We start from the raw sequence: 12,687 nt of genomic DNA on the forward strand, positions 1-12,687 counted from the left end.
ATGCCACGGCAATATTTATCCACCCTGGTCGAGATATTGCCCATGCTACGTATCGCTAAAGAAGCTCTGACGTTTGACGACGTTCTCCTCGTTCCCGCTCATTCTACCGTTCTGCCGAATACCGCCGATCTCAGCACTCAGCTGACGAAAACAATTCGTCTGAATATTCCTATGCTCTCTGCGGCTATGGATACCGTGACGGAAGCGCGTCTGGCAATTGCCCTCGCACAGGAAGGCGGCATCGGCTTTATTCATAAAAACATGTCCATCGAGCGCCAGGCGGAAGAAGTTCGCCGCGTGAAGAAACATGAGTCCGGCGTGGTGTCTGACCCGCAGACCGTACTGCCAACCACCACCCTTCGCGAAGTGAAAGAGCTGACCGCGCGTAACGGTTTTGCCGGCTATCCGGTGGTTACCGAAGATAACGAGCTGGTCGGGATCATCACCGGCCGCGACGTGCGCTTCGTTACCGACATGAACCAGGCCGTTAGCGTTTATATGACGCCGAAAGAGCGTCTGGTGACCGTGCGTGAAGGCGAAACCCGTGAAGTCGTGTTTGCTAAAATGCACGAGAAGCGCGTTGAGAAAGCGCTGGTAGTCGACGAGAGCTTCCACCTGATCGGCATGATTACCGTTAAAGATTTCCAGAAAGCAGAACGTAAACCGAACGCCTGTAAAGATGAGCACGGTCGTCTGCGCGTAGGCGCGGCGGTTGGCGCCGGCGCCGGTAACGAAGATCGCGTTGATGCGCTGGTTGCCGCAGGCGTTGACGTTCTGCTGATCGACTCCTCCCACGGCCATTCTGAAGGCGTTCTGCAGCGCATTCGCGAAACGCGGGCAAAATATCCGAACCTGCAAATCATCGGCGGCAACGTGGCGACCGGTGCCGGCGCGCGTGCGCTGGCTGAAGCCGGCGTGAGCGCGGTGAAGGTCGGGATTGGTCCTGGCTCTATCTGCACCACGCGTATCGTTACCGGCGTAGGCGTTCCGCAGATTACCGCCGTTTCTGACGCCGTCGAAGCGCTGGAAGGCACCGGGATCCCGGTTATCGCCGACGGCGGTATCCGCTTCTCCGGCGATATCGCGAAAGCGATTGCCGCGGGCGCAGCGGCGGTGATGGTTGGCTCGATGCTGGCGGGTACCGAAGAGTCCCCGGGCGAAATTGAGCTTTACCAGGGCCGTTCATACAAATCCTATCGCGGTATGGGCTCCCTGGGCGCGATGTCCAAAGGCTCCTCCGACCGCTACTTCCAGAGCGATAACGCGGCTGACAAACTGGTACCGGAAGGTATCGAAGGCCGCGTAGCCTACAAAGGCCGCCTGAAAGAGATCATTCACCAGCAGATGGGCGGCCTGCGTTCCTGTATGGGTCTGACCGGCTGTGGTACCATCGACACCCTGCGTACCAAAGCGGAATTCGTGCGTATCAGCGGTGCTGGCATCCAGGAAAGCCACGTTCACGACGTGACGATCACCAAGGAATCCCCGAACTACCGCATGGGCTCCTGATTTTCATCGCCCGGCCATGCGCCGGGCGATTTTATTTAATTGCTACTGCTCTGGAATAAACGTCAATGACGGACAACATTCATAAACATCGCATTCTTATCCTCGACTTCGGTTCTCAGTACACCCAGCTGGTTGCGCGTCGCGTACGTGAATTAGGCGTTTACTGCGAACTGTGGGCCTGGGACGTGACTGAAGCTCAAATCCGTGAATTCAACCCAAGCGGCATCATTCTTTCCGGCGGCCCGGAAAGCACCACTGAAGATAACAGCCCGCGCGCGCCGGAATACGTTTTTGAAGCGGGCGTGCCGGTATTTGGCGTGTGCTACGGCATGCAGACCATGGCAATGCAGCTCGGCGGCCACGTTGAGGCTTCCAGCGAGCGTGAGTTCGGCTACGCGCAGGTTGAAGTACAAACCGACAGCGCGCTGATCCACGGGATTGAAGATTCGCTGAGCGCCGACGGCAAGCCGCTGCTCGACGTCTGGATGAGCCATGGCGATAAAGTGACCGCCATCCCGTCTGACTTCGTGACCGTTGCCAGCACCGAGACCTGTCCGTTCGCCATTATGGCTAACGAAGAAAAACGCTTCTACGGCGTGCAGTTCCACCCGGAAGTGACCCACACCCGTCAGGGCCTGCGTATGCTGGACCGCTTCGTGCGCGATATCTGCCAGTGTGAAGCGCTGTGGACGCCGGCTAAGATTATTGATGATGCCATTGAGCGCATCCGTCAGCAGGTTGGCGACGATAAGGTGATCCTCGGCCTGTCCGGCGGCGTCGACTCTTCCGTCACCGCTATGCTGCTGCATCGCGCGATCGGCAAAAACCTGACCTGCGTGTTCGTTGATAACGGCCTGCTGCGCCTGAACGAAGCCGAGCAGGTGATGGACATGTTTGGCGACCGCTTTGGCCTGAACATCATCCACGTTTCCGCGGAAGATCGTTTCCTCGCCGCGCTGGCCGGTGAGAACGACCCGGAAGCAAAACGTAAAATTATCGGCCGCGTGTTCGTTGAGCTATTTGACGAAGAAGCGCTGAAGCTGGAAGACGTGAAGTGGCTGGCGCAGGGGACTATCTACCCTGACGTGATCGAGTCCGCGGCTTCCGCGACCGGTAAAGCGCACGTTATCAAATCTCACCACAACGTGGGCGGCCTGCCGAAAGAGATGAAGATGGGCCTCGTTGAACCGCTCAAAGAGCTGTTCAAAGACGAAGTGCGTAAAATCGGTCTCGAGCTGGGCCTGCCGTACGACATGCTGTACCGTCATCCGTTCCCGGGTCCGGGCCTCGGCGTACGCGTGCTGGGCGAAGTGAAGAAAGAGTACTGCGACCTGCTGCGTCGCGCGGACGCTATCTTCATCGAAGAGCTGCACAAAGCCGACCTCTACAACAAGGTCAGCCAGGCGTTTACCGTGTTCCTGCCGGTTCGTTCCGTCGGCGTGATGGGCGATGGCCGCAAATACGACTGGGTTGTTTCCCTGCGTGCGGTAGAAACCATCGACTTTATGACCGCCCACTGGGCGCACCTGCCGTACGACTTCCTCGGCCGCGTCTCCAACCGCATCATCAACGAAGTGAACGGTATCTCCCGCGTGGTGTATGACATCAGCGGTAAGCCGCCAGCGACGATCGAGTGGGAGTAGGACTGGCTATAAATAGTAAATTAAACCTTTCCAACTAACTTTAATGCCAGTCAGTTTTCTGACTGGCATTTTTTATTGGTTTTTCATTGAGTGTATGACTTCTATTTTTAAGGCCGTAATTCTATAATATCGGCTATGGCCTAAAGATAAAAGCCATTACCAACAAAATGGCGGTATTCCAAAACAGTCTAGCCGGAAGTGCTTACAAGGGTATGATGAGATCGATCAAATCGACAAATGAGATACTGGCCGTTGTGAGCGTCCGGCAACCGTAGCCGTAGGGGGCGAATTTAATGGCTTTGTTATGAGCCATTGGTAATCGCACTCATGACAGTTTGAAAGAGTTCTTCTGCTCGATTAGTGGAGCCAATTGCACCTCTTTCTCTTGCCATTCTCTTGTGCTCTGGTAGATCTGAGGACGCATAGATCATAAAAGGAGTTTTGTCTCCCATTGCGCGTAATCTTTCTAGTAAGACATAACCTTCTTGCGCCCCTTCTTTGCGATCCATATCCGAAATAATAGCTGCAAACTTATTTGTTTTTATCAATTCCAAGGCTTCGTCAGTTGAAAGAGCTAAAGCGAACTCTATTCCCTGTGCCTCAAATGCCTGTCTTTCGTAAACATTATTTTCAGGTTGATCATCCACCCATAAAATACGATTTCGCCATTTTTCATGCTTACTCTGCCGTTTTGCATTGGATACAACGTTGACGATTTTTCGCAGTTGGCTTTCAGTGACCCCTGCACTATTTTCAGGCTGTTTTGCTGTGGCTGCGGCCAATGATGCTGCTGTAGCTATTTGCGCTCTTAAAAAATTATTTTCATCTTTGAAATCTGACGGCCCGTAAAGCTTATTATGGTGTTTCGCAACAAGCCAGAGAAAGCCAAGAAATACAATGACAGGAAAGAAAACCATGAAATAAATAAGGGGAGCTATATGCTCTGATAAGCCATTACCAAAGCCAACGACGAAAGAGGCAAATCCATAAACGAGAACAATAAAGAGTGCAATGATACCAAGAGGGCTTTTGGTAAATCCTATTGCAGTTTCAGCAAATTTCTCTGGTTCCATATCCATCCTCAGTATTGCTCATAACACAGTTAAGTCGTATTAGATCAGACCTGATTTGACAATTACCGGCTATTTATAAAGGTATCTGTCAGATTACATCTGGCTTAAGTTTTTCTCATCCCAGATGAGCTTTCCATCAAGTAACGTTTCTATCGGCGTCCGGCCACTGCACATTTTTCCCTGATGGGTTCGCTCATTATTATAGTGAACCAGCCATTCATCAAGAACCGATTGTAATGCTTCAAGATCATCATATAACTTTTTGCGGAACGTCACCTGTAAAACTCGTTCAGTATCGTTTTATGGAACTGCTCGCAGATACTATTGGTCTTAGGTGACATTGCCTTCGTTTTCGTATGCTCAATATCATTTATCGCCAGATAAAGCTGGTAATCATGCTGCTCCACTTTACCGCAATCTCTTGGTGTATTGAGAGGCGGGTTATAAAATAAATACTGATACCATGAGGGCGGATCAATCGTGGTCATGGTATCAGGTCATTCTCATGGGTTTATTGCGTCCCTGAAGATGACGTCGCTGACCATCTCTCCTCCAAGAAAATGGATCAACATATTTGAGTTTTCAAGGTCTTCTCTGGTCAATGCCCCGATTGCTTGTCCAACTACTACCTCCCAAGGTTTTTTACACTCAACAATAGCACAGACGAGTTGGCGGATTTTCTTGATCTTCTTGTGACGCAACCGGTCGTTCGATTCCATTAGTTCTGCAATCAACGCTATGTCGGAATGTGTTTGATTATTCTCAACCCATTTTTTGGCTGCGTCTACAAATTCCACCCATGTAACATTCATTACTGCAAGGCATGAATCAGTCAAAAGAACATTTTCGATAGCGTAGCATCGTAAGCGATAGCGTTTAAGAGGTAGGCGATGTTCAAGCGACTCGTTGATTACACCATCACCGTCACGAAGGGAAAAGGCGATTGGATTGTCATAGAGTGTACTAAGGAGGTCTACGCAAAAATTTTCAAGTTGACTCTGTTGATCTACGCTACCTGCTAGTACGGGAAAGATTTTTATTCGACCCTGTGATGTTCTGGCCGCTTGTTGCCAGACTCGTTCGTCGTCCTCTCCTTCCAAAATTAATGCAGCGTCTTCGCTAAGAGAAAGCGATAGGGGGTGCCCGAAGAATGGTGCAATCTTTCGAAGTTCGTCGCTGGCCGGTATCAATGAGATTTCATTCACTGCAAAGCTCTTCGTGCCTATTGATACATATGGTGAGGCGGCAAGAGAACAGACGAGCGGAGAGCTATGAGTGGATAAGCATATGGCAATGCTATCTGCGTGGGTTCTGAATTCGTCGAGCATACTGATTATCAGCTTGCCCAGTCTAGCTTGGAGGTCGGGGTGCAGATGTACATCAGGCTCATCAAGGAGGAGTACGTTGAATTTCTCCAGATCTATTGTGTCGAAGAAATAGATGATTTCTGCGGCTAATGCAACCGCTTCTGATTCGCCGCTACTGATCTGGGCCGGATCAATGATCTGACCATCTACAAGTGATCGAAACTCATAATCGGCGTTACCCATTTCGAGCGAAATGTTAGTGAGAAGCTGATTAATTTTACTTAATCGGTCTGTCTGAAAGTTTCGCGTTAGATCAGTTCGAATTTCCGGGGTATTGGCAAGTCGACGTAAGTAAAGTGTCTCAGCCTCGCGAAATAGCATAGCCGATGCAGCTTTGAAGTTGCTTGCCTGATTAACTGCCCGAGTGTGCCTCAACCATTCGGGGTTGTCGCTCATATTTGTGAGGACGTTGCCATCACGCTTGAACGACCCCGCTCGCTCTGGACTTACATATCGGACATAAAATCGCTGCTTGTTCTGGCTGGTTGTTTCTTCGATCTCGCGAAGGAAACGGCTTTTTCCCGCGCCGTTTCGGCCCATAATTATGTTGATGTTGTTCAAGCCGGAAAGGCGGGCCGTTTGGCCAGACAACTCGCTTACTTTCAAGATCGTAACTCCATTTTTCATTGCCACATAGGATATCGAATACACTAACTTAATAGGTGCGTCGGTGCCTCATTTTGTTCACATCTGGGCTGAAATGAGTGATATGACCGAGCTAAGGACCCTAGTAGGAGTAGAGCGACCATATTGTTTATCTGAACAGCTTGTAGGCAGCCCTATTGTTGAAACATGGTATTTTTCGTGGTGCCTGCTAAGCGGTTTATTGCAATGTATTGATTTATTTGTATTTTATTTTCTCATTGATAGCTGAGTGGAGATGATTTAGCCTCTGGCGCCCGGCGCCGATGCCATCCCTTTTAAGCCCGCGTAACTGCGGGTTTTTTTCATTTTTGGCTTATCGCGCGGCTTGTTCGCGTGCGTAGCGGGCCGGGGGCATGCCGACATAGCGGGTAAATGCAGCGCTGAAGCTGCTTGCCGACCCGTAGCCCACGCGTACCGCAACCTGCTCGACTCCGCTCTCTCGATCCCGCAATAGCTGCTTTGCCAGCGCCATCCGCCAGGCCAGCAGATACGCCATAGGCGGCTGGCCAACGATACGATTGAAGCGCGCAAAGAAGGCCGAACGCGACATTGCCGCGACGCTCGCCAGCTCGGCGACGCTCCAGGGATGTTCGGGACGGGCGTGGATCGCGCGCAGCGCGACGGCGAGGCGTTCGTCAGCCAGGCCGCGGCTTAAACCCGGCGCGGATGACGTTTCCGTTGCCGAGCGCAACGCCTCGATCAGCAGCACCTCAAGCAGCCGCTCCAGCACCAGCCCGCGGGCCGCGCGGCGTTCACGGGTTTCCTCGCCGATCAGCTGTATCAGCGTGGCAAGGCGGGGCCGGTCGCGCACCAGAACGATATCCGGCAGAAGCGAAACCAGCAGGGCGGCGTCGGGCGTGCCGAAGCTGCAATGGCCGATCAGCATGCGCAGATCGGCCGGGCCGTCTTGGCGCCCAGCGTGAAAATGCCCCTCGGCGACCTGGACAGGCAGCGTGGCGGGCATGTCGTCCGGCGCATCAAGGCTGTCGTTGACCAGATCCCGCATCGCAGGAGCAAGAACAAAGTCGCCGGCCTGCAGAGTAAACCGCTGATTTCCGTCGAAGGTGATGCGACAGCTTCCCTCTAGTATTGCGCAGTAGAAGGGCTCACCCGTCGCCGCACGCTCAATGCGCCACGAACCGGCACACTCCACCAGCTTTGAAAAGCGGGCGGCCGGCTGCAGCAGGGTGACGATATCGGCAAGCGGATCTATGAACATAAACAGGACTATCTCTAAAGTTTTGGCGACTAAAGGCTATATTAAGTCCTCCGCGGCGTCGCTACCATAAGGATGTTCATTTTTAATGGAGATGCCTATGTCTACGATATTGATTACCGGCTGCTCGTCCGGCTTCGGCCTGCAAACCGCAAAACTGTTCCTTGCCAGGGGCTGGGAGGTGATTGCCACAATGCGCACGCCGACGGAAGGTCTGCTCTCGGCCTCTGAACGACTGCGGGTGCTGGCGCTGGATATCACCGATCCCGCCAGCATAGCCCGGGTCGTGGCGGCGGCAGGTCCAATCGACGTTCTGGTCAATAATGCCGGTTTCGGGGCGCCGTCTCCGGTTGAGCTTACGGCGCCGGAAACCGTCCACGCCCTGTTTCAGACCAACGCCGTTGGCACGCTGGCAATGGTTCAGGCCGTCGTGCCGCAAATGCGCCAGCGCCGGGCCGGCGTGGTCATCAACGTCACCTCGACGGTTACGCTCAAACCATTGCCGATCGTCGGGATTTATCGGGCAAGCAAGGCGGCGGTAAACGCCTTCACCGAGTCGCTGGCGGTGGAGATGGCGCCCTTTGGCGTCCGCGCGCACATCGTCTTGCCCGGCCGTTCGCCGGAAACTCGCTTCGGCGCTAATGCCCGTCCGCACGTGCGCGGCATGGACGATGCGGACTATGCCCCGATGCTGCAGCAGTTCATCCGCAGCGTGCAGGAAGACGCCGGCCCGGTCACCCATGCGTCCGATGTGGCGCAAGCGGTTTGGCGGGCAGCGACCGATCCCGCCGCTCCGCTACGTATTCCCGCCGGGGAAGATGCAGAGCTTTGGATGAATGAGGCGGGTCTGTCATCGCGATATTAACGCCCGCAAGGGGCCGTCTTTCAGCCGCGCAGCGGCGGTCAGATGGCTAATCTTATGCGGGTAGCAAAACCTGTCCGGGTGCGCGGTACTGGCAGGTTTTTTGCCGCGCGGCGGCTCAGCAGGGCGCTATTTGTTATTACGGCGGCGCGTCGTTCATGTTGTCTCCGGCAGTCGTCGGGCCAGCCATGCTCCCCAGAACAGGCTGGAAAAGAACCTCACCGGCTGGTCAAAACCGGCTCCTGCGAGCAGGGAAATCACGGCTTCCTCTGACTGCGGCGGCTGCGCGCCTTGCAGAATTTTGTCCATCTTTGCCCGCCGCTCCTCGACTTCCGCTCCGCTCATTTTCCAGCGATTCTCCCATGCCTTCATCAATAAGGGTTGCGAAGCGTAGGGCCGATAATTACCCGCCACGACCAGCGGCGCGCCGGGCTTCAGCCGCGCGGCGATTTGCTGCAGAATATTCAGTTTCTCCGCATCGCCGGCCAGGTGGTGCAGCACTCCAATCATGATCCCTGCATCAAAGAGCGGGGCGGCCGCCAGATCGATGACCCCGCCGGGAACCGTTTCTACCCGATCCGTGAGATCCGCCTCGGCGATAGCGGAGCGGGCAAGTTCCAGCATCGGCGGCGACGGATCCACCGCGACGAAGGACCACTGCGGCTCCAGCGCCGCGGCGGCAATGATTTCACCAGCCGTGCCACCCGCACCGACGACCAGAACGCGCGCCGGGACGCCTTCACCCAGCGCGGCAGAGAGCATACATGCGGAGAGTTCGTGGCAGGCATCGTAGCCAGCGAGCGCGATTCGGCTCTGCCTGGCATATTCTCCCGCGCGGGAGGCATCGAATTTGCTGGCGCTATTTTGGGTCATACAAGCTCCTGTTAATTGTTCTGGCGGCAGGCGACGTGCCCCCTTTACACTATGGTAAAAGATTTACAATCACGAAGTTGGGGTAAGGCATGATTGAAAGTACGAATATCCCGCTAAGGCATGATCGATTATCGGCTTTCCTGAAAGCCTTTGGCCTCAGCGCCACGCTGTGCGATTCAGCCGCGCCGGCGAATCTTTTAATCGTCGATGCCGACGGTGCCGGTAGGCCGACGCATCTGCTGTACCGCGCCAGGACGACGGCAAAGCTGCCGACCGGGGTGACGCTCTGCGCCGCGGCCAGTGTTGATTTTGGCGGCAGTGAAAATCCGCTGGTTGGCGCCTTGCCCGATGAGCTGAGCTTTTCGCTGGCGGAACAACCGGCACTGTATGGTCTGGCAGACTTAATTGTCGCTGAGGTTGAGGTGGCGCGCTGCGGCGGCGGGACCATTCGCAACCGTCTGTGCGAGGTCATCGTGGTGCTGGCTATCCGTAAAGCTATTGCGGTGGGGACCGTTGATGCCGGGCTGTTAGCGGGGTTGGCCCACCCCAGGCTTCACGTCTGTCTTGTTGCCATGCACGACGAACCGCGGCGGAAGTGGCAGATTGCCGAGCTGATGGCCCTCGCGGACATGTCGCGTGGACCGTTTATCGCCCTCTTTCGCAAAACCGTTGGCCAGCCGCCCGCCGCCTACCTCAACGGCTGGCGGCTGGCCCTTGGGCGTAGCAAACTGCGCAACGGAGCCAGCGTCAAATCCGCCGCCGCCGCGGTTGGCTTTGGCAGCGCCGCCGCCTTCTCCCGCGCGTTTTCACGTAAGTTCGGCTACTCCCCGGTGCAGGACAAAGGGCGGGAGGAAGAGCGCGACGGACGGGGTCAGGCAGGCTCGCTAACCGCTGCCGCTGGGAGCTGACGCTGGTGCAGGGCAATCGCCAGCGCCAGCGCGGCAACGACCAGCGCGAGCAGCGCAGACACCGCTAAACCTCCCTCGATGCCCAGGCGCTGGTTAAGCCAGGCGTAGGCAAACGGCGAGGCGGCCGCCAGCAGCTGGGCGGGGATCAGCAAAACTCCGGTGCGCCGGGCGTAATCCTGTGCGGCAAACAGCTGCAGCGGCAGCGTGGCCTTGAATACCGTGGTTAAGCCATTAATCGCGCCATATCCCAACACAAACCCGGCGGCAGCCCACGCGAAATAGGGGCTGCTCAGGCCGAGCGCAAAGCACAGCGGCATCAGCAGGGTCGTGAGCAGCGTGAGCTTTAGCGGCGTTAATGCGCAGCCGGAAGCCACTTCCAGAAAACGGGCGCCGGTTTGTCCGACTCCCCACAGCATGCCTGCCGCCACCGGCAGGCCGTAGCTGGCGATAAACTCGGGCAGATGGGTCGAGGTTCCGTTAGAGACAAAGGTCACCAGCGCGATCAGCGCCGCATACAGCAGGCCAACGCGTCGGTCGTGGCGCGAGGCTGGCGGGCGCGCTTTGCGCTGCGGCGGCGTCGGCAGCCGGATATTCGGCATTTTGCACAGCAGCAGCGCGCTGAGCACGCCGAACAGCGCGTAGACCAGCAGCGCGTGACGCCAGCCGATCGTCGTCAGCAGCCAGGCGCCAAGCGGCCAGAAAACGGCGGAGGCCAGGCCACCCGCCAGCGTCACCCGCGAGATAGTCACTCTTGCACGCTGTCCGTAAAGGTTCACCAACGCGGCGAACAGCGCGTCATACAGCGCCAGGCGCATACCAATGCCGGTCAGCAGCCAGGCGCAAAACCAGACCGGCAGAGTATGGGCGTTCGCCATGATTAAGCATCCGCCGGCGACGATCAGCGTCCCGGACATCACCACGCGCTGGCCGCCGAGGCGGGCCAGCAGGCGGGCAACGAAGGGGGAGACTATCGCCATCATCAGCATTGCAAGGGTCAGGCCGAGATAGATTTGCGCCGCAGACCAGCCGGTATCCTGGGCGATGGCTCGGGCAAAGGTGCCGGGCATATAAAATGAGATACCCCAGTTGATAAGCTGGTTGCATCCGGCGGCAAAGGTGAGCAGGGCGGGGGCTGAGGGCGATTTTGCGGTTGCTTTCATGGTCTTCTGTTCAGTGATACGGTTGTCGACAGCATATCCCGCAGGCTATTGTGCTGGCAGACCCGTCCGTTTATGACCCTTATAAGAGAAACTTTGCGATGATGACGCTGAATCTGGCAAACCTGGCGACCTTCCGGCTGGTGGTGCAGCGGGGGAGCTTTTCCGCCGCCGCCGACGTGCTGGGGCTATCGCAACCGGCCGTCAGCCTGCAGGTGCGGCAGCTGGAGCAGTTTCTTCAGGCCCGGCTGGTGGAGCGCACCGGTCGGGGCGTGAAGGCGACGGCGGCCGGCCTGACGCTGCTGGCCCACGGCGAACATATTGAGCAGGCGGTCAGCGCGGCGCTGCGGTCGGTCGGCGAGTTTAGCCATGAGGTCAGCGGCGCGATTGCCCTCGGTACCGGGGCGACGGCCTGTATTCATCTTTTACCCCCGATCCTGCAGCAGCTGCGCGAGGGCCACCCGCTGTTGACGGTGGGCGTGACCACCGGAAATACCCTCGATATCGTCCGGGCGGTGGAGGAAAACCGGCTCGATCTTGGGCTGGTGACGCTGCCGGCAAACGGGCGTAGCCTGGCGGTCACCCCGGTTATCGATGAGGAGTTTGTGTTTATTTTTGCCAGCGACGGCCTGGCGCCGCCGCGGCTTACGCCGGACGTTCTGCAGCTCCTGCCGCTGATTGCCTTTGAGGCGGGAAGCGGCACCCGGGCGCTGATTGACGGCTGGTTTCATGCCGCAGGCCTGACGATTGCGCCGGTGATGCAGCTTGGGAGTATCGAGGCGATCAAGCGCATGGTGCGCGCCGGGCTGGGCTACAGCATTGTGCCGCGTATGGCGGTGCAGGACGCCGATGATCGTCGCGGGCTAAGCGTTCACTCGCTGACGCCATACCTTCATCGCCGGCTTGGCGTGGTGATGCGCCAGGATAAAATCCTCAGTAAAGGGATCGCCGAAATGTTGCGCCTGCTGCGGCAACTCGGAAGCTGAACGGACATCGAATACGGCGAACGGCTGGTGACGGCGAGGCTATTCTCGGGTCGGCGTGACCACCGGGGCGGTGGATTGCTGCGACTCTTTTTTGTCCTGATGATGGTACCAGGCACCGATAGAGGAGTAGACGAAACGTCCAAAGAAAAAGATAAAGCTGATAAGCAGTACGATACGGGTCATGCGACGGTTAAATCGATGTCGTTTACGCATACTGGGTGCCTGACTCACAAAAGGTTCCTTAAAGTATACCCATAACATGGGCGTTAGGCGTATTAAGGCACAGGAAAGGGGCGGGGTCAATTGATGAGGATGTAAAAGTGCCTCAGCCAAAAGCATTACTTAGTGTTATATAACATAATCAATGCATTTACATGGTTTCTTTTTCCAGCGGCTAATGGCAAAAAAATAAGCATTATTAATATTAGCTAAATGATTTCTTGATTTA

Annotated in this window: 11 protein-coding genes and 1 pseudogene; 5 read left to right on the forward strand and 7 right to left on the reverse strand. The window is 56.1% G+C overall.

Annotated elements, in window-relative coordinates:
• Positions 1-42 precede the first annotated feature (42 nt).
• Both guaB and guaA read left to right on the forward strand, forming a co-directional pair.
• Entirely contained in the window at positions 43-1,509 is a 1,467-nt protein-coding gene (gene guaB, locus HCK03_RS06540; RefSeq protein ID WP_041146702.1) for an IMP dehydrogenase, read from the forward strand.
• Positions 1,510-1,574: 65 nt separating this feature from the next.
• Positions 1,575-3,152 (forward strand): glutamine-hydrolyzing GMP synthase, encoded by a 1,578-nt coding sequence (gene guaA, locus HCK03_RS06545; protein ID WP_041146701.1) that lies wholly within the window; start codon positions 1,575-1,577, stop codon positions 3,150-3,152.
• A gap of 302 nt (positions 3,153-3,454) precedes the next feature.
• Here the strand turns inward: guaA and HCK03_RS06550 are convergent, their stop codons facing one another.
• From HCK03_RS06550 to HCK03_RS06565, 4 genes and pseudogenes are all read right to left on the reverse strand, one after another.
• Positions 3,455-4,225, reverse strand: coding sequence for a response regulator (locus HCK03_RS06550; protein ID WP_167691291.1), 771 nt, complete (start codon positions 4,223-4,225; stop codon positions 3,455-3,457).
• Between the two features lie 93 nt (positions 4,226-4,318).
• Positions 4,319-4,641, reverse strand: a pseudogene (locus HCK03_RS06555) (integrase core domain-containing protein); the annotation flags it as partial.
• A gap of 87 nt (positions 4,642-4,728) precedes the next feature.
• Positions 4,729-6,198 carry an AAA family ATPase gene (locus HCK03_RS06560; protein WP_167691292.1) on the reverse strand — a complete coding sequence of 490 codons (1,470 nt, stop codon included), beginning with the start codon at positions 6,196-6,198 and terminating at the stop codon, positions 4,729-4,731.
• A gap of 352 nt (positions 6,199-6,550) precedes the next feature.
• The gene (locus tag HCK03_RS06565; protein ID WP_167691293.1) at positions 6,551-7,456 is read right to left on the reverse strand and encodes an AraC family transcriptional regulator; all 906 of its coding nucleotides are present in this window, start codon (positions 7,454-7,456) and stop codon (positions 6,551-6,553) included.
• Positions 7,457-7,553: 97 nt separating this feature from the next.
• On the opposite strand from HCK03_RS06565, the gene HCK03_RS06570 reads away from it, so the two are divergent.
• Entirely contained in the window at positions 7,554-8,318 is a 765-nt protein-coding gene (locus HCK03_RS06570) for an SDR family oxidoreductase (protein WP_167691294.1), read from the forward strand.
• A gap of 153 nt (positions 8,319-8,471) precedes the next feature.
• Here HCK03_RS06570 and HCK03_RS06575 read toward each other — a convergent pair whose 3' ends face one another.
• Positions 8,472-9,188, reverse strand: coding sequence for a class I SAM-dependent methyltransferase (locus HCK03_RS06575; protein WP_167691295.1), 717 nt, complete (start codon positions 9,186-9,188; stop codon positions 8,472-8,474).
• An 89-nt stretch (positions 9,189-9,277) separates the two neighbouring features.
• Between HCK03_RS06575 and HCK03_RS06580 the strand changes: the two genes are divergently transcribed.
• Positions 9,278-10,096: a helix-turn-helix domain-containing protein gene (locus tag HCK03_RS06580; RefSeq protein WP_167691296.1), complete on the forward strand. Its 819-nt coding sequence runs from the start codon at positions 9,278-9,280 to the stop codon at positions 10,094-10,096.
• On the opposite strand, the gene HCK03_RS06585 is transcribed toward HCK03_RS06580, so the two are convergent.
• Positions 10,060-11,256 carry an MFS transporter gene (locus HCK03_RS06585; protein WP_167691297.1) on the reverse strand — a complete coding sequence of 399 codons (1,197 nt, stop codon included), beginning with the start codon at positions 11,254-11,256 and terminating at the stop codon, positions 10,060-10,062. The two genes, HCK03_RS06580 and HCK03_RS06585, sit on opposite strands and share 37 nt — an antisense overlap.
• Before the next feature lie 98 nt (positions 11,257-11,354).
• Between HCK03_RS06585 and HCK03_RS06590 the strand changes: the two genes are divergently transcribed.
• Positions 11,355-12,239 (forward strand): LysR family transcriptional regulator, encoded by an 885-nt coding sequence (locus HCK03_RS06590; RefSeq protein ID WP_167691298.1) that lies wholly within the window; start codon positions 11,355-11,357, stop codon positions 12,237-12,239.
• 39 nt (positions 12,240-12,278) lie between these two features.
• Here the strand turns inward: HCK03_RS06590 and HCK03_RS06595 are convergent, their stop codons facing one another.
• Positions 12,279-12,470, reverse strand: a complete 192-nt coding sequence (locus tag HCK03_RS06595; RefSeq protein ID WP_071844960.1) for a YfgG family protein — start codon at positions 12,468-12,470, stop codon at positions 12,279-12,281.
• Between the last annotated feature and the right edge of the window lie 217 nt (positions 12,471-12,687).

The organism is Klebsiella terrigena (genome assembly GCF_012029655.1).
In the GTDB taxonomy this organism is placed as follows: domain Bacteria; phylum Pseudomonadota; class Gammaproteobacteria; order Enterobacterales; family Enterobacteriaceae; genus Klebsiella; species Klebsiella terrigena.

Excerpts from the sequence above, each read along its gene's own strand:
- guaB (WP_041146702.1), top strand. The coding sequence starts at position 43 with ATGCTACGTATCGCTAAAGAAGCTCTGACGTTTGACGACGTTCTCCTC.
- guaA (WP_041146701.1), top strand. The coding sequence starts at position 1,575 with ATGACGGACAACATTCATAAACATCGCATTCTTATCCTCGACTTCGGT.
- HCK03_RS06550 (WP_167691291.1), bottom strand. The coding sequence starts at position 4,225 with ATGGAACCAGAGAAATTTGCTGAAACTGCAATAGGATTTACCAAAAGC.
- HCK03_RS06565 (WP_167691293.1), bottom strand. The coding sequence starts at position 7,456 with ATGTTCATAGATCCGCTTGCCGATATCGTCACCCTGCTGCAGCCGGCC.
- HCK03_RS06570 (WP_167691294.1), top strand. The coding sequence starts at position 7,554 with ATGTCTACGATATTGATTACCGGCTGCTCGTCCGGCTTCGGCCTGCAA.
- HCK03_RS06575 (WP_167691295.1), bottom strand. The coding sequence starts at position 9,188 with ATGACCCAAAATAGCGCCAGCAAATTCGATGCCTCCCGCGCGGGAGAA.
- HCK03_RS06580 (WP_167691296.1), top strand. The coding sequence starts at position 9,278 with ATGATTGAAAGTACGAATATCCCGCTAAGGCATGATCGATTATCGGCT.
- HCK03_RS06585 (WP_167691297.1), bottom strand. The coding sequence starts at position 11,256 with ATGAAAGCAACCGCAAAATCGCCCTCAGCCCCCGCCCTGCTCACCTTT.
- HCK03_RS06590 (WP_167691298.1), top strand. The coding sequence starts at position 11,355 with ATGATGACGCTGAATCTGGCAAACCTGGCGACCTTCCGGCTGGTGGTG.